This is a genomic window from Agromyces sp. GXS1127 (assembly GCF_050565425.1).
Lineage (GTDB): Bacteria > Actinomycetota > Actinomycetes > Actinomycetales > Microbacteriaceae > Agromyces.
This window is the reverse complement of sequence record NZ_JBOCIG010000004.1, coordinates 359,193-375,273: the sequence shown is the minus strand read 5'-3', so window position 1 is coordinate 375,273 and position 16,081 is coordinate 359,193. Positions and strand designations below refer to the sequence as shown.

Sequence of the window (16,081 nt, the reverse complement as noted above, 5' to 3'; positions counted from 1 at the left end):
GGTCGACCGGATCCGCTCGGTACGCTGAGCGGACCATGCTTCGCACGATCGACCTCCGCGGCACCCGCCCGTCTCCCATCGAGATGCTCGCCCTCGTCCCGCGGGCGGCGACCGATGTCGCCGCCGCGCTCGAGCCCGCTCGCGCCCTCATCGACGACGTCCGGGCACGCGGCGAGGCCGCACTGCTCGACCAGGCCGAGCGCTTCGACCGGGTACGGCCCGCGGCCGTGCGCGTCGGCGCCGACGAGCTCGCGGCCGCGCGCGATGCGCTCCGCCCGGACGTGCGGCGCGCCGTCGAGTCCACCGTCGAACGCGTCCGCGCCGCGAGCGCGGCCCAGGTGCCCGACCCCGAGCGCACCGTGCTCGCGACGGGCGCGGTCGTCGAGCAGCGGTGGCAGCCGGTCGGCCGCGTCGGGCTCTACGTGCCCGGCGGCAAGGCGGTGTACCCCTCGAGCGTCGTGATGAACGTCGTGCCCGCGCAGGCGGCCGGCGTCCGCTCCATCGCCCTCGCGTCGCCCGCGCAGGCCGCACACGGCGGCCGCATCCACCCGACGATCGCGGGCGTCGCCGCGCTCCTCGGCATCGACGAGGTGTACGCGATGGGCGGCGCCGGGGCGATCGGCGCGTTCGCGTACGGCGTGCCCGACCTCGGGCTGGAGCCCGTGCAGCGGGTGACCGGTCCGGGCAACGTGTTCGTCGCGGCCGCCAAGCGCGTCGTGCAGGGCGTCACGGGCATCGATGCGGAGGCCGGGCCGACGGACATCCTGGTCATCGCCGACGATGCGGCCGACGCCGACTACGTGGCATCCGACCTCGTCAGCCAGGCCGAGCACGACGAACTGGCCGCGGCCGTGCTCGTCACCGATTCGGCCGACTTCGCCGAGCGGGTGCTCGAGCGCCTCGCCGTGCGCGCCACCGAGACACGGCACTCCGAACGCGTTCGGGTCGCGCTCGAGGGCGCCCAGTCGGCCGTGGTCCTCGTGGACGACCTCGAGCAGGCGGCCGACTTCGCGAATGCGTTCGGCGCCGAGCACCTCGAGATCCAGGTGCGCGACGCCGAGGCCGTGCTCGCCCGCATCGACAACGCCGGGGCGATCTTCATCGGACCGTACTCGCCCGTGAGCCTCGGCGACTACGCGGCGGGCTCGAACCACGTGCTCCCCACGGGCGGCCAGTCCCGATACGCCGCCGGGCTCTCGGCCGCGACGTTCCTCCGCCCGCAGCAGGTCGTCCGGTACGACGAGGCGGCGCTCCGCGAGGTCGCGCACGTGATCGCCACGCTCTCCGAGGAGGAGGACCTGCCGGCGCACGGCGAGGCGGTGACGGCACGCTTCGGCGAACGGTCCTGATCGGCGACGCTACGCTGGGAGCACCATGTACTGCCCCTTCTGCCGCCACCCCGATTCCCGCGTCATCGACTCGAGGACGAGCGACGACGGCCTCTCGATCCGGCGCCGCCGCCAGTGTCCCGAGTGCGGGCGCCGGTTCTCGACGACCGAGACCGCGAGCCTCGCGGTCATCAAGCGCTCCGGCGTGATCGAGCCGTTCAGCCGCGAGAAGGTCGTGCTCGGCGTCAAGAAGGCCTGCCAGGGTCGGCCGGTCACCGATTCCGACCTCGCGGTGCTCGCGCAGAAGGTCGAGGAGACCATCCGGTCGACGGGTGCGTCCCAGATCGAGGCGAACGACATCGGGCTGGCGATCCTGCCGCCGCTCCGCGAGCTCGACGAGGTCGCCTACCTGCGGTTCGCGAGCGTGTACCAGGCGTTCGAGTCGCTCGACGACTTCGAGTCGGCGATCGAGGCGCTTCGCGAGGAGCACGGGCGGCTTCCGGCACGTCCGGCCGAGTGACGCGGGTCCGGTCGGCCGGTGCCCTCCGGTAGCCTGATCCCGGCATGTATCGCATCCTCTTCTCCCTCGGCTTCTCGCGCATGGACCCCGAGCGCGCCCACCACCTCGCGTTCCGCGTCATCCGCGCCATCCCGACGCTCGGCGTCGGCAGGCTCGTCGAGCGGGTCACGGGCCCGGCTCCCGAGCTCGCGGTCGAGGCGCTCGGCCTGCGCTTCCCGTCACCGTTCGGGGTCGCCGCCGGCTTCGACAAGGACGCGCTCGCGGTCGTCGGCCTCGGCAACCTCGGCTTCGGGCACGTCGAGGTCGGCACCATCACGGCACTCCCGCAGCCGGGCAACGAGCGGCCTCGGCTCTTCCGCCTCGTTCCCGACCGCGCCCTGGTCAACCGCATGGGCTTCAACAACGGCGGGGCGGATGCCGCGGCCGGCCGCGTCTCGCGGCTGTCGCGCCTGCGGCACCGGCCGGTGCTGGGCGTCAACATCGGCAAGAGCCGGGTGACGCCGGTCGAGCAGGCGACCGAGGACTACGTGCGGAGCACGAAGGTGCTCGCGCCGCACGCCGACTATCTCGTCGTGAACGTCAGCTCGCCGAACACCCCGGGCCTCCGCGGACTGCAGGAGCTGGACTCGCTGGCGCCCCTGCTCGAGGCCGTGCGTGCGGCGGCAGGCCGGACGCCGCTCCTCGTGAAGATCGCGCCCGACCTCGAGGACCCCGAGGTCGTGCGCATCTGCGAGCTGGTCGTCCGGCTCCGACTCGACGGCATCATCGCGACCAACACGACGATCTCGCGCGACGGGCTCGTCACGCCGAGGGCCGAGGTCGAGGCGATCGGCGCCGGCGGGCTGTCCGGCGCCCCGCTCGCCGCCCGCTCGCTCGCCGTGCTGCGGCTCATCCGCCGGAACGTGCCGGCCGAGCTGTGCGTGGTGTCGGTCGGCGGCGTCGATACCGCGGAGGACGTCCAGGAGCGGCTCGACGCCGGCGCGACCCTCGTGCAGGGCTACACGGCCTTCATCTACCGCGGGCCCCTCTGGGCGCGCGAGGTGAACCGGGGGCTCGAGCGCATCCGACGCGACCGGCGCGCCGCGGCATCCGTCGCCTGAGACTGCTCCGGGTCGCCGGCCCGGGCGTCAGAGCATGCCGACGTCGCTGAGCCGGTCGGCGAGCGTCGCGCCGTCGCTCGCGGACACCCACGGGACGTCGGCGCCGTGCTGCTCCGACTTCGAGCGCCCGCCCGCGAGGACCGCCTCGCCGGGGGAGAGCTCGCGGATCGCGACCGCCGCGACCTGGTCGGGATGCTCGGCGGCGAACGCGGCGTAGAGGTCCTCGTCGTGCTGCCCGTCGTCGCCGATGAGGAGCCAGCGGATGTCGGGGAACTCCTCGGCGAGGCGACGGAGGTTGTCGCTCTTGTGCTCGCGACCGCTGCGGAACCACCGGTCGTGCGTCGGACCCCAGTCGGTGAGGAGCAGGGGGCCCGCCGGGTAGAGGTTGCGCGAGAGGAAGCGGGTCAGCGTCGGCGCGACGTTCCACGCGCCGGTGGAGAGGTAGATGACCGGAGAGCCGGGATGGCGCCGCGCGAGGCGCTCGTAGAGCACCGCCATCCCGGGCGTCGGGTTGCGCGCGTGCTCGTCGAGGACGAACGTGTTCCAGGCGGCCACGAAGGGCCGGGGGAGCGCGGTGACCATCACCGTGTCGTCGACGTCGGAGATGACGCCGAAGTCGACGTCGGGCCCGACGACGCGGATCGGCGCCTCGACGGGCTCGGCGCCGTGGGTGCTGATGACGACGTGGGTCCAGCCCGGCTCGAGGCGGACCGGGACCTTCGTGTCCACGACCCCGCCGCGATCGGACAGCACCTCGATGCGCTGGCCGCCGACCTCGATCGACACGGGCACGTCGCCCACGGGCACGCTCGTGAAGCTGCGCCAGCCGCGGATGCCCTGCTCGCGGCGACGACGGCGTCGGCGCGACGTCTCGTCGGGGCGGATCGGCTTGGACAGGAGCACCCGGCAGAACACCCGGACCCACTCGGTCGATCCGTAGCCGGTGTAGGGGACGACGGTCGGCACGTGACCCCGACCGCGCGCCCACCGCTCGCGCACGTCGTGGATCCAGTCCTCGACGCGTGCAGCACCGTGCCGGGTCGGTCGAAGCCGGGGGCCGGCCGGGTCGGGGGAACTCACCGGCATCCCGTCAGTCTTTCATGGACCGGTGGACGGACGCCAAACGCACCGACCACCGGAGTCGGGACTTCCGCCGGGAGCCCGGTAGAGTGGTGCGGCGAACAAGGAGGACCCGTGCCGAACATCGACCTGATCCTGGGGGCCGATCACGGGCGGAGGCGCTCGGTGCGAACCGAGCCCACGCAGCGACGCAGCTCCCAGCGGCTCGACGCGCTGCTGGACGCCGCCGCCGAGATCGTCGACGAACTCGGATTCGAGCGGTTGACGACCCAGATGGTCGCCGAGCGGGCGGGTGCCTCGATCGGCACGGTCTACCGATACTTCCCGGACCGCGTCGCGGTCCTGCACGCGCTGCGCGAACGCAGCGTGCGCCGCTACCGCGAGCGTCTCGCGGAGGCGGTGGAGCGTGCCGAGCTCGCGGCGTGGTGGGACGTGATCGACGTCGCGCTCGACGTCTGCACGTCGCTCTATCGCGACGAGCCCGGGTTCGCGGTCGTGTACGCGGCGCCCCGCGAGGCGTCCGAGGTCGACGGCGAGCCCGAGATCGCGCACCGCGTCGCGAAGCTGCTCGAGCACGACTTCGGCGTGGTCGACGACGCCGAGGTGCGACTCCGGCTCGGCGTCGCGCTCGAGATCGGCGCGACGCTCATCCACCGCGCGTTCGTGCGCGATGCCGCGGGCGACGCGCGCTACCTCGACGAGGCCCGCCACGTCGTGCGCGATTACCTCGACCGGCACCTGGCGGACCGGCTCGTCGCCTCGCCCGCCGCCTGACGATCCGCGGCGAACCGCCGCGTCACCCGTTGCCCCGCCGCGTCGGAGGTGTTTGGCTGGAGTCCCAAGCGCCGGTCGGCGCACGGCACCGACGGAGAGGCAGCATGATCGAGTTCCGCGGCGTCACGAAGCAGTTCCCCGACGGCACGGTCGCCGTGCGCGACGTCGACATCGTCATCCCACCGCACAAGACCACCGTGCTCGTCGGTTCCTCGGGCTCCGGCAAGACCACGCTCCTGCGGATGATCAACCGCATGGTCGACCCGACCGCGGGTCAGGTGCTCATCGACGGCACGGATGTCGCGACCGTCGACCCGGTGAGGCTGCGGCGCGGCATCGGCTACGTCATGCAGAACTCGGGGCTCCTGCCGCATCGGAAGGTGATCGACAACGTCGCGACCGTGCCGCTGCTCCGCGGCGAGTCGCGGCGGGCGGCGCACGCCCGGGCGCTCGAGCTCCTCGACACCGTCGGGCTCGATCGCTCGCTGGCCGACAAGTACCCGGCGCAGCTGTCGGGGGGCCAGCAGCAGCGTGTCGGCGTCGCCCGCGGCCTGGCCGTCGACCCGAACATCCTGCTCATGGACGAGCCGTTCGGCGCGGTCGATCCGATCGTCCGCGCCGAGCTCCAGCAGGAGCTGCTGCGGCTCCAGGGCGAGCTCGACAAGACGGTCGTGTTCGTCACCCACGACATCGACGAGGCGTTCCTGCTCGGCGACCAGGTCGTCATCATGCAGCAGGGCGGACTGATCTCGCAGGCCGCGTCGCCGGCCGAGATCCTCGCCCACCCCGCGGACGCGTTCGTCGCGGACTTCGTCGGCGCGGATCGCGGCAAGCGGTCACTCCACGTGACCGAGGTCGACGGGCGCCGGATCGTCGTCGACGCGGACGGCAGGGCGGCAGGGGTCCTGGCCTCGTGAACTGGCTCTGGTCGAACCTCGACCTGGTCGGCGAGCTCATGCTCGTCCACCTCGCACTGTCGGTGCCGGCGATCATACTGAGCTTCGTGGTCTCCGTGCCGATCGGATGGCTCGCCCACCGCTACCGGTGGTCGAGGGGCGTGCTGCTGTCCATCTGCGGCCTGCTGTACGCCATCCCGTCGCTCGCACTGTTCATCGCCCTTCCGGCCTTCACGGGGCTCAGCCTCCGCTCGCCGGTGAACCTCGTCATCGCCCTGACGCTGTACGGCATCGCCGTCATCGTCCGCACGTCCGCCGACGCGTTCGACTCGGTCGAGCGCGACATCCGGCAGTCGGCCACGGCCGTGGGGTACTCGGCGACCGGGCGGTTCTGGGGTGTCGAGCTCCCGCTCGCCGGGCCCGTGCTGCTCTCGGGGCTCCGGGTCGTCATCGTGAGCACCGTGAGCCTCGCGACCGTCGGCGCCGTCATCGGCGTGCAGAGCCTCGGCAGCCTGTTCACCGACGGGTTCCAGCGCGGCATCCAGGTCGAGATCATCACGGGCATCGTCGCGACGATCGTCCTGGCACTCGGGCTCGATGCGCTGAGCGTGCTCGCCGGCCGCCTGCTGATGCCGTGGACGCGCTCCGGCCGGGTGAACGGCCGCGCCGCGGCCGCGCGCCGCGCGGTGGGGGAGCCGGCGTGAACCTCTTCCTCGACGCCCTCGCGTGGCTCGTCGACCCGGCCAACTGGACCGGGCCGGGCAGCATTCCGCAGCGCACGTGGGAGCACCTCTGGGTGTCGGCGCTCGTGCTCGTGATCGCCTCGGTCATCGCCCTGCCCCTCGGCGCGATCGTGGGTCACACCGGTCGGGGCCGGGAGCCGGCCGTGATGGTCTCCGGCGGGCTCCGCGCACTGCCGACGCTCGGCGTGCTGACGCTCTTCGGCATCTGGATCGGCATCGGCCTCGCGGCTCCGGTCATCGCGCTCGTGATCCTCGCGATCCCGCCGCTCCTCGCGGGTGCGTACGCGGGGTTCGAGTCGGTCGACCGGCGGACGATCGACGCGGCCCGGGCCATGGGCATGCGCGAACTGCAGGTCGTCGGCAAGGTCGAGCTCCCGCTCGGGCTGCCGATCGTGGTGGGCGGGATCCGATCGGCGACGCTGCAGATCATCGCGACCGCGACCCTCGCGGCGTACATCGCCGACGAGGGACTCGGCCGCTTCATCTTCGCGGGCCTCAAGACCCGCGACTACGGCGAGATGCTCGGCGGATCGATCCTCGTGATCCTCCTGGCGCTCGTCATCGACGGATGCTTCGCGCTCACGCAGCGCGTCGTGGTCCCGGCCGGCGTCCGCATGACGCGGGCCGCAGATCTCCGTTCGCGACCGACCCGGTCGCGAGCGGCCACGGGGCGACCCGACACCGAAGGGAATCGACAATGATCACAGCAGGAAAAGGCCGGCTCGTTGCACTGGCAGCGGTCGCGGTCGGGGCGACAGTGGCCCTGGCAGGGTGTGCGTCGGGCGATCCGCTCGACAGCGGATCGGGTGAGGGCGAGGCGACGGGCGAGACCATCGTCGTCGGCTCGCAGGACTACTACTCGAACGAGATCATCGCCGAGCTGTACGCCCAGGCGCTGGAGGAGAACGGCTACACGGTCGATCGGCAGTTCCGCATCGGCCAGCGGGAGGTCTACATCCCCGAGATCGAGTCGGGTGCGATCGACGTGTTCCCGGAGTACACGGGCAACCTGCTCCAGTACTACGTGCCCGACACCACGGCGACCACGAGCGACGACGTGTACGAGGAGCTGTCGACCTCGCTGCCCGACGGGCTGCGCGTCCTCGAGCAGTCGTCCGCGACCGACCAGGACTCGTACAACGTGACGCAGGCGTTCTCCGACGAGTACGGCGTCACGAGTCTCGCCGACCTCGCCGACGTCGACGCGTCCATCACGCTCGGCGGCAACTCCGAGCTCGAGACCCGTCCGTACGGCCCCGAGGGCCTGAAGGAGGTGTACGGCGTCGACGTGGCGTTCACCCCGATCGAGGACAGCGGCGGTCCGCTCACCCTCAAGGCGCTGGTCGACGACCAGGTGCAGATGGTGAACATCTACAGCGCCGACCCGAACATCGCCGCGAACGACCTCGTGACGCTCGAGGACCCCGAGGGGCTCTTCCTCGCCTCGAACGTGGTGCCCGTCGTGAGCGACAAGGTGACCGACGAGATCGCGGAGATCATCGATACGGTGAGCGCGGCGCTCACCGCTGAGGACCTCGTCGCCCTCAACTCGCTGAGCGTGAACGAGCAGCAGTCGGCGGAGCAGATCGCGAGCGACTGGCTCGCAGAGCAGTCCCTGTTCTAGGCCGGGGGATCCTCGGGCGAGGGGTCCGTCGCTTCGGCGGCGGGCCCCTCGCGCCGCTCGTCGGGAGCGATGTGCGGCGGGATCGCCGGGCGCACGGTCGGCGCGGCGGCGTCCGCCATGTGCCGCGCCTCGAACCGGAGGAGCACCTTCTTCGCGGCCCAGACGAGCACGAGGAACAGGACGATCGCCCCGACGAACAGGTAGCCCGCCCAATGCAGCTCGTCGCTGAGCTCGCGGTACCCCTCGGCCGCGGCGGACCCGACGCTCACGTACGCGAACGACCAGATCACGCACGCCGGCACCGTCCAGGCGAGGAAGCGACGGTAGGTCATGTCGCTCATGCCGACCGTCAGGGGCACGAGCGAGTGCAGCACGGGCAGGAACCGCGAGATGAACACGGCCGGGCCGCCTCGGCGGGCGAGGTACCGCTTGGCACGCCGCCAGTTGTGCGCGCCGATGCGCCGGCCGAGGCGCGAGTGCTCGATGTGCGGGCCGAACCAGCGGCCGAGCGCGAATCCGATGCTCTCGCCGATGAGCGCGCCGATGATGATGCCGAACGCGAGCGCGAAGAAGCCGGTCGGCGTCTCGACCGCCGTGGCCGCGACGATCACGATGGTGTCGCCGGGAACGATGAGGCCGACCAGGACGGAGGTCTCGAGCATGACGCCGAGCGTGGCGAGCAGCGTGCGCAGGACCGGGTCGACACTCGCGACGGTGTCGAGGATGCCGTCGAGCAGCTCGTTCACGATCACGAGCCTATGCGCTGCCCGGGGACCGGGGGCGGCCGTCGCCGTGCGGGGTGGGGTCCGCGTCAGGCCGCCACGGCCGCGAGCAGTCCCACGGGCAGTGAGACCAGCGCCGCAGCCGCCGCCCATCCCGCGGCGCGGGCCGTGCCGGGCAGCGGGGGGACCGGCTGCGTCAGCCGCTCGAGGCGCGCCGCGAGCATCTCGCCGTCGGGTGCGACGCCGCCGGCCTCGGCGTAGGGACCCGGCTCGGCGACCGCGCCGAGCCGTTCGAGTGCGTGGCGGAGCGGGTCGGCCCCGGCGCGTCGACGCGCGGCGTCGTCGGCGAGCATCTCGGTCAGGACGGCGACCGCGCGTTCGGCGCGGTTGGCGATCGGGAACCACGGCAGCGCCGCGTGCCAGGCCCGGAACGAGAGCAGCACGAGGTGGTGGAGCTGGTCCAGGTGCGCGCGCTCGTGCGCGAGCACCGATCGCAGTTCAGCCTCGTCGAGCAGCTCCACGAGTCCCTCGGTGACCACGGTGGCGGTCCGGATGCCGGGGATGCAGTACGCGACCGGGACGGGGTGGGAGAGCACGCGGGCGCCCGAGGCATCCGCCGGCTCGGCGAGGAGGTCGACGAGGTGGTGCAGGCGGCGCCGCGCTCGTTCGGCGCGCACGGCGGTCGTGACGAGGTTCAGCGCGAGGTGCACCGCGAGCCCCACGGCGAGCGTGAAGGCGGCGATCTGCACGACCGCGTACGCGGCCGGGATCGGGCCCTGGAACACGGCCGGGAGGAGGTCGGTCGCAGCCCTGAGGAGCGAGCCGCCGGGAGCGGCGGCGAAGGCGAGGAGCGAGCCGATCATCGCGAGGCCGCCGCCGAGCGCGATGCCCTGCCAGAGCACCAGCGCGGTGGCGGGCGAGCGGCTCGGCCATTCCGCCCGCGCGAGCGCGACGGGGACCGGCCAGGCGAGCGCCAGTGCGAGGGCGCCGAGCGCCGCGGCGACGGCGATCACGTCAGTGGCGCACGAGGTCGTCGAGCAGGCGTCGCAGGGTGTTCGCCTCGCCGTCGCTCACGGTTCCGACGAACCGCGCGAGGGCGGCGTCGCGGTCGGACGACGCGGAGAGGACCTCGTGCATGAGTTCGGCGGTGTGCTCCGCGCGGGAGAGCAGGGCCGCGTAGCGATGCGGCCTGGTGTCGCGGCTCCGCCCGACGAAGCCCTTGCGCTCGAGGCGCGAGAGGACGGTGAGGACCGTGGTCGTCGCAGGCGCCCTGCCGGGCGCCGACACGAGGGCGAGTCGGTCGCGCAACTCATTGGCGGTGAGCGCGGAATCGGTCACCCAGAGCTGCTCCATGACGGAACGCTCCAACTCTCCGAGACCTGCCATATGTCGAGGATACCGCGCACGAGGGCCTGGGTTCTACATAGCGTAGAAAAAATGCTCTACGCTCTGTAGAAGAATCTCGTCGCCGATCGTTCCCATGAAAGGGGCCCCGCACAGTGAACGAGTTGCTCGATCCGCTCCTGCTCGCCAGGTGGCAGTTCGGTCTCACGACGGTCTACCACTTCCTCTTCGTCCCGATCACGATCGGACTCGCCACCTCCGCGGCGATCTTCCAGACCGCGTGGGTCCGCACGGGAAAGGCCGAGTTCCTCCGCATCACGCGGTTCTTCGGCACGATCTTCCTCATCAACTTCGCGATGGGCGTCGTCACGGGCATCGTGCAGGAGTTCCAGTTCGGCATGAACTGGTCGGAGTACTCCCGGTTCGTGGGCGACGTGTTCGGCGCGCCCCTCGCGCTCGAGGGTCTGCTCGCGTTCTTCCTCGAGGCCACGTTCATCGGCCTCTGGATCTTCGGCTGGAACCGCCTCCCGCAGAAGCTGCACCTCGCCACCATCTGGGCGACGGCGATCGGCACCATCCTCTCCGCGTACTTCATCATCGCCGCCAACGCGTTCATGCAGAACCCGGTCGGCTACGAGATGAACGTCGAGCGCGGGCGGGCCGAGCTCGTCGACATCTGGGCGCTCCTGACCAACCCGGTCGCCCTGGCCGCGTTCCCGCACACGATCGCCGCGTGCTTCATGGTGAGCTCCGGCCTGATCATCAGCGCCGCCGCCTGGCACCTGGCGCGCAACCAGCACCTCGACACCATGCGGCCCGCGCTGAAGTTCGGTCTCTGGGGCATGTTGATCGCCGGCGCACTCACCACGTTCTTCGGCGACCAGCTGAGCCTCGCGATGGTCGCCACGCAGCCCATGAAGATGGCGGCCGCCGAGGCGACCTACGACTCGGTCTGCGGCGCGGACGCCTCCTTCTCGCTGTTCACGCTCGGCACGCCGGACGGCAGCAGCGAGCTGTTCTCCATCCGCGTGCCGTACCTGCTCTCACTGCTCTCGACGCACTCGCTCGACGGCTGCGTCGAGGGCATCAACGACCTGCAGGCGGAGTACACGGAGCTGTACGGCCCGGGCGACTACACGCCGATCATCTGGGTCACCTACTGGGCCTTCCGCTGGATGATCGGCCTCGGCATGCTGCACGTGCTGGTCGCGCTCGTCGGCCTGTGGCTGACCCGCAAGGGCCGGATGCCGCGGCAGCGCTGGATCTGGACCGTCGCCGTCTGGAGCTTCCCGCTCTCGCTCGCCGCGATGATCGTCGGCTGGGTCTTCACCGAGATGGGACGGCAGCCGTGGATCGTGTTCAGCCTCCTGCCCACCGAGTCGGCGGTCTCGCCGAACGTCACGGGCCTCGACGTGCTGATCTCCCTCACCGCCTTCACGCTGATCTACGGCATCCTGGCCGTCGTCGAGGTGAAGCTCATCATCCGGGCAGTGCGGACAGGCCCGCCCGAGGTCGCGCCGCCCGACCCGGAGACGGGTGAGGTCGAACACGCGGCAACGGTCTACTAGGAGGAGACGGACATGGATCTCGCAGTGCTCTGGTTCTGGATCGTCGCCGCCTTCTTCGTCGGCTACTTCGTGCTCGACGGCTTCGACTTCGGCGTCGGGATGTCGCTGCCCTTCCTCGGGAGGGACGACACCGATCGCCGGGTGCTCATCAACACCATCGGCCCCGTGTGGGACCTCAACGAGACGTGGGTCATCGTCGCCGGCGCGGCCCTGTTCGCGGCGTTCCCCGAGTGGTACGCGACCCTCTTCTCCGGGTTCTACCTCGCGCTGCTGCTCATCCTGCTGGCGCTCATCGCCCGCGGCGTCTCGTTCGAGTACCGCCACCAGCGGCCCGAAGCCGCGTGGAAGCGACGCTTCGACTGGATGATCATCGTCGGCTCGGCCGTGCCGGCGCTCCTCTGGGGCGTCGCGTTCGCGAACATCGTCCAGGGCGTGCCGCTCGACGCCGACCACAACTACACGGGAACGTTGTTCGACCTGCTGAACCCGTACGCCCTGCTCGGCGGCCTCACGACGCTGCTGCTGTTCTTCACGCACGGCGCGGTGTTCGTCGCGCTCAAGACCGACGGCGACATCCGTCATCGTGCCCGCCGCCTCGCGGCGCGCGCCGGCGCCGTCACGATCGTGGTCGCGGCGTCGTTCCTGGTGTGGACCGGCCTCGCGCACGGCACGGCGTGGTTCTGGGGCCTGGCGGCCGTCGCGGCGCTGGCGCTGGTCGGCTCGTGGCTCGCGAACGGCCGCGGAACCGAGCGGGTCGCGTTCACGCTCATGGCCGTGACCATCGGCGCGGCCGTGCTCGCGCTGTTCGCGGCGCTGTTCCCGGACGTCATGCCCGCCTCGAACGACCCCGCGAACAGCCTCACGATCGAGAACGCGTCGAGCACGCCGTACACCCTGACCGTCATGAGCTGGACGGCGCTGATCTTCCTGCCGCTGATCCTCGCCTACCAGGGCTGGACCTACTGGGTGTTCCGCAAGCGCGTGACGCGGCAGACGATCGACGCCGCGGCGCACTGACGTGCGACCCCTCGATCCGAGGCTGCTCGGGCGCTCGCGCGCCGCGCGCGGGTTCATGGCCGCGGGCGGCGCGCTCGCGCTGCTCCAGGCGGGCTCGACCGTCGCGTTCGCCTGGGCCCTGTCCACCCTCGTCGTCGGCCTGATCGAGGGCCCGCTGCCGGGCGGCGCGAGCACGATCGTGCTCGTGCTGCTGGCCGCGGCATCCGTTCGCGCGCTCTCGGGCTGGTTGTGGGAATGGTTGGGCTCCGCTGGGGCGATGCGCGTCAAGGCCGAGCTGCGCGACGCACTGCTGGCTCGACTCGAGGACCGGACCGGGCGGCGGGGCGTGTCGACCGCGCGCGCCGCGACGCTGCTGGGCCCGGGGCTCGACGCGCTCGACGAGTACTTCGGGCGCTACCTTCCGCAGCTCGTGCTGACGGCGATCGCGACGCCGGTGCTCGTCGTGGCCGTCTGGGCCGCCGACTGGGTCTCCGGCCTGATCCTCGTCATCGTGCTGCCGCTCATCCCGGTCTTCATGGCGCTCATCGGCATGGCGACCGAGGTCGTGCAGCGGCGCCAGTGGGACCGACTGCAGGCGCTCTCCCGCGGGTTCCTCGAGGTGCTCGGCGGGCTCTCGACGCTCATGGTGTTCGGCCGCGCCGAGCGGCAGGCGCGTCGGATCCGCACCGTGACCGACGACTATCGGTCGAGCACGATGAAGGTGCTGCGGGTGACCTTCCTCTCCGGGTTCACGCTCGAACTCGCCGGGAGCCTCTCGGTCGCGCTCGTCGCGGTCTCGATCGGGCTGCGGCTGGTCGCCGGCGACATGTCGTTCGCGCCCGGCCTCTTCGTGCTGATCCTCGCGCCCGACGTCTTCCTGCCCGTGCGGAACGTCGGCGCCGCGTTCCACTCCGCGACGGCGGGGCTCGAGGCCTCCCGGGATGCGCTCGACCTGCTCGACGGCGCGACGGCGGGTGCGTCGGAGCCGCGGACGGATGCCGCGGCATCCGTCGACGCCGGCCGGAGCGCATTGGACGCGGGGAAGGGCCTGCATGTCCGCGACCTCGTCGTGCTCCGGGACGGGGCGCCCGTCTCCGCGCCGCTCGACCTCGACGCCGCGCGCGGCGAGCTCGTCGCACTGACCGGCGCGAGCGGGTCGGGGAAGTCCTCGGTGCTCGCCGCGATGCTCGGCTTCGCCGACCGCACGGGCCAGCTCGCGCTCGACGGGGTCGCGCTCGGCTCCGGGACGCGCCGGCTCGTCGCCTGGGCTGGGCAGTCGCCGCAGCTCGTGGAGGGCACGGTCGCGGAGAACATCCGCCTCGGCTCGGAGGATGCCGATCCGGACGTGCTCGCGCGGGCGATCGCCGTGGGGGGCGTCGATGTCGATGCGTCGATGCGCCTCGGCCCCTCCGGTGCGGGGCTCTCCGGCGGGCAGGCGCAGCGTGTCGCCGTCGCGCGGGCCGTCCATCGTGCACTCGCGACCGACGCGCCGCTCGTCCTCCTCGACGAGCCCACGTCGGCGCTCGACCCCGACCGCGAGCGCGCGATGGCCGCAGCGCTCCGGGAGCTCGCCCGGTCAGGCCGGATCGTGATCGTCACGACGCACCGGGGCGGACTGGGCGACGCGGCCGATCGCGTCGTCCGGATCCCGGAGGTCGTCCGTGCCTGACCGTTCCCGTTCCGTCCTCCGGCAGGCCGTCCCGCCGCTGCGCCGCCTCCTGCCGTCGGTGCTGCTCGGGGCGCTCGCCGGCCTCTCGAGCGTCGCGCTGCTCGCCGCCAGTGCGTGGCTCATCGCACGCGCCGCCGAGCAGCCGCCGATCCTGTTCCTCTCGCTCGGCGTGGTCGGTGTGCGCGCCTTCGCGATCGGGCGGGCGGTGTTCCGGTACCTCGAGCGGCTCGCCGGCCACGACGCCGCCTTCCGCCAGCTCGCCGACATCCGGGTCGGGGTCTTCGAACGCATGCTGCCGCTCGCGCCCGACGGGCTCGCCTCCTCGCGGCGCGGCGATCTCCTCTCGCGGTTCGTGGTCGACGTCGACGAGCTGCAGCACGTGTCGCTCCGGATCGTGCAGCCGGTCGCCAGCGCGATCGTGGTGCTCGCCGCGGCACTCGCGGGCCTCGCATGGCTCGCGCCCGGCGCCGCGGCAGCCGTCGGCGTGGTCCTCGTGCTCGGCGTCGGCGGCGCCGTGGTCGCGCAGGCACTGCTCGCCGCGCGCGCGGACGAACGGCTCGCGCCGCTCCGCGGCGAGCTGCAGGCGGCGATCGTCGAGCACGTGCAGGCTCTCGACGTGCTCGTCGCGTACGACGCGGCCGACGCCGGTCGCCGGAGGATCCGGTCGCTCGGCCGTCGGCTCGAACGCGCGACCCGGGCCCGTGCGTCGGCGGTGGGGCTCGCGGCGGCCGCGATGAGCGCCGTGGGTGCCTTCGCGGCGGCGGCGAGCCTCGGCGCGGCGCAGCCGCTCCTGGAGGGCGGGCGCATCGACGGCCCGACGTTCGCCGTGCTCTGCCTCGTTCCGCTCGCGATCGCCGAGGTCGCCGCCGCGATCCCCGTGGCCGTGGGCTCGCTCCGCGTGGTGCGGGCGAGCGCGCGCCGGGTGGCCGATGCGGTCTCGGCGGCCGTCCCGGCGGAGATCCCGGCGCGGTGGTCCGGTGCCCACGGCGAGGCATCGGAGGCCGCGTCGCGAGCCGGGCGGCGGGTCCCCTCGATCAGCCTGCGCGGGGCGAGCGCGCGCTGGCCCGCGATCGCGGTCGACGACGTGCGGGATGCCGCCGAGGCATCCGCCCGACCCTCGCTCGCGCCGTTCGATCTCGACCTCGAACCGGGGGAGCGACTGCTCGTCACCGGGCCGTCGGGCGCGGGCAAGACGACGCTCGCGCACGTGCTCGTCCGGTTCCTCGAGTACGGCGGGTCCTACCGGTTGGACGGCGTCGAGGCGCGCGACCTCGATCCGAGCGCGGTGCGGCGCGTGGTCGGCCTCGTCGAGCAGCGCCCGTGGCTCTTCGACGAGGACCTGCGCCAGAACCTGGCCTTCGCGCGCGACACGGCGACCGATGCAGAACTGCTGGAGGTGCTCGATCGCGTCGGCCTCGGGCCCTGGGCGGCGGAGCGCGGGGGGCTCGATGCCCGCGTCGGCGAGCGCGGCGTGCTCGTCTCCGGCGGCCAGGCGCAGCGGATGGCGCTGGCGCGGGCGATGCTCGCGGACTTCCCGGTGCTCGTGCTCGACGAGCCGACGGCGAGCGTCGACCCGCAACAGGCCGACGCGCTGCTCCGAGACCTGCTCGGCGCGGCCGCCGGCGACGCGCGGTCGGTGCTGCTGATCTCGCATACGGGGGCGCCTGCCGGCCTCGTCGACCGCGAGGTCCGGATGCGGCCGGCGCAGTCCTAGGCT

At 72.5% G+C, this 16,081-nt stretch carries 16 protein-coding genes; 12 read left to right on the top strand and 4 right to left on the bottom strand.

What is annotated here, in order from left to right:
• The first annotated feature begins 35 nt into the window (after positions 1 to 35).
• The 3 genes from hisD to ACQ393_RS09740 are packed head-to-tail and all read left to right on the top strand — an operon-like array spanning position 36 to position 2,948.
• Positions 36 to 1,349: a histidinol dehydrogenase gene (gene hisD, locus ACQ393_RS09750; protein WP_430646625.1), complete on the top strand. Its 1,314-nt coding sequence runs from the start codon at positions 36 to 38 to the stop codon at positions 1,347 to 1,349.
• A 25-nt stretch (positions 1,350 to 1,374) separates the two neighbouring features.
• Positions 1,375 to 1,848 carry a transcriptional regulator NrdR gene (gene nrdR / locus ACQ393_RS09745; protein WP_129233566.1) on the top strand — a complete coding sequence of 158 codons (474 nt, stop codon included), beginning with the start codon at positions 1,375 to 1,377 and terminating at the stop codon, positions 1,846 to 1,848.
• 44 nt (positions 1,849 to 1,892) lie between these two features.
• Positions 1,893 to 2,948 carry a quinone-dependent dihydroorotate dehydrogenase gene (locus ACQ393_RS09740; protein ID WP_430646624.1) on the top strand — a complete coding sequence of 352 codons (1,056 nt, stop codon included), beginning with the start codon at positions 1,893 to 1,895 and terminating at the stop codon, positions 2,946 to 2,948.
• A gap of 27 nt (positions 2,949 to 2,975) precedes the next feature.
• Here ACQ393_RS09740 and ACQ393_RS09735 read toward each other — a convergent pair whose 3' ends face one another.
• Positions 2,976 to 4,034, bottom strand: a complete 1,059-nt coding sequence (locus ACQ393_RS09735) for an App1 family protein (RefSeq protein WP_430646623.1) — start codon at positions 4,032 to 4,034, stop codon at positions 2,976 to 2,978.
• A gap of 108 nt (positions 4,035 to 4,142) precedes the next feature.
• On the opposite strand from ACQ393_RS09735, the gene ACQ393_RS09730 reads away from it, so the two are divergent.
• The 5 genes from ACQ393_RS09730 (at position 4,143) to ACQ393_RS09710 (ending at position 8,065) form a co-directional block, all read left to right on the top strand.
• A complete protein-coding gene (locus ACQ393_RS09730; protein ID WP_430646622.1) occupies positions 4,143 to 4,802 on the top strand; it encodes a TetR family transcriptional regulator in 660 nt (219 codons plus the stop codon).
• Between the two features lie 104 nt (positions 4,803 to 4,906).
• Positions 4,907 to 5,719: an ABC transporter ATP-binding protein gene (locus tag ACQ393_RS09725; protein WP_430646621.1), complete on the top strand. Its 813-nt coding sequence runs from the start codon at positions 4,907 to 4,909 to the stop codon at positions 5,717 to 5,719.
• A complete protein-coding gene (locus tag ACQ393_RS09720) occupies positions 5,716 to 6,402 on the top strand; it encodes an ABC transporter permease (RefSeq protein ID WP_430646620.1) in 687 nt (228 codons plus the stop codon). The genes ACQ393_RS09725 and ACQ393_RS09720 overlap by 4 nt, the downstream gene beginning before the upstream one ends.
• Positions 6,399 to 7,142 (top strand): ABC transporter permease, encoded by a 744-nt coding sequence (locus ACQ393_RS09715; protein WP_430646619.1) that lies wholly within the window; start codon positions 6,399 to 6,401, stop codon positions 7,140 to 7,142. The genes ACQ393_RS09720 and ACQ393_RS09715 overlap by 4 nt, the downstream gene beginning before the upstream one ends.
• Complete coding sequence (locus tag ACQ393_RS09710) at positions 7,139 to 8,065, top strand: ABC transporter substrate-binding protein (RefSeq protein WP_430646618.1); 927 nt, start codon at positions 7,139 to 7,141, stop codon at positions 8,063 to 8,065. Before ACQ393_RS09715 ends, ACQ393_RS09710 begins: the two co-directional genes overlap by 4 nt.
• Here ACQ393_RS09710 and ACQ393_RS09705 read toward each other — a convergent pair.
• The 3 genes from ACQ393_RS09705 to ACQ393_RS09695 form a co-directional block, all read right to left on the bottom strand.
• Positions 8,062 to 8,811: a DedA family protein gene (locus ACQ393_RS09705; protein ID WP_430646617.1), complete on the bottom strand. Its 750-nt coding sequence runs from the start codon at positions 8,809 to 8,811 to the stop codon at positions 8,062 to 8,064. The two genes, ACQ393_RS09710 and ACQ393_RS09705, sit on opposite strands and share 4 nt — an antisense overlap.
• A 65-nt stretch (positions 8,812 to 8,876) precedes the next feature.
• Entirely contained in the window at positions 8,877 to 9,800 is a 924-nt protein-coding gene (locus tag ACQ393_RS09700; RefSeq protein WP_430646616.1) for a M56 family metallopeptidase, read from the bottom strand.
• 1 nt (position 9,801) lies between these two features.
• The gene (locus ACQ393_RS09695) at positions 9,802 to 10,173 is read right to left on the bottom strand and encodes a BlaI/MecI/CopY family transcriptional regulator (protein ID WP_430646615.1); all 372 of its coding nucleotides are present in this window, start codon (positions 10,171 to 10,173) and stop codon (positions 9,802 to 9,804) included.
• Between the two features lie 113 nt (positions 10,174 to 10,286).
• On the opposite strand from ACQ393_RS09695, the gene ACQ393_RS09690 reads away from it, so the two are divergent.
• From ACQ393_RS09690 to cydC, 4 genes are read left to right on the top strand one after another with little or no spacing between them, the layout of a single operon-like run.
• On the top strand, positions 10,287 to 11,699 hold the full coding sequence (locus ACQ393_RS09690; RefSeq protein WP_430646614.1) for a cytochrome ubiquinol oxidase subunit I: 1,413 nt from the start codon (positions 10,287 to 10,289) through the stop codon (positions 11,697 to 11,699).
• A gap of 12 nt (positions 11,700 to 11,711) precedes the next feature.
• Positions 11,712 to 12,716, top strand: a complete 1,005-nt coding sequence (cydB, locus tag ACQ393_RS09685) for a cytochrome d ubiquinol oxidase subunit II (protein WP_430646613.1) — start codon at positions 11,712 to 11,714, stop codon at positions 12,714 to 12,716.
• Between the two features lies 1 nt (position 12,717).
• Positions 12,718 to 14,364, top strand: a complete 1,647-nt coding sequence (gene cydD / locus ACQ393_RS09680; RefSeq protein ID WP_430646612.1) for a thiol reductant ABC exporter subunit CydD — start codon at positions 12,718 to 12,720, stop codon at positions 14,362 to 14,364.
• Entirely contained in the window at positions 14,357 to 16,078 is a 1,722-nt protein-coding gene (gene cydC / locus ACQ393_RS09675; RefSeq protein WP_430646611.1) for a thiol reductant ABC exporter subunit CydC, read from the top strand. The genes cydD and cydC overlap by 8 nt, the downstream gene beginning before the upstream one ends.
• The last annotated feature ends 3 nt before the right edge of the window (positions 16,079 to 16,081 follow it).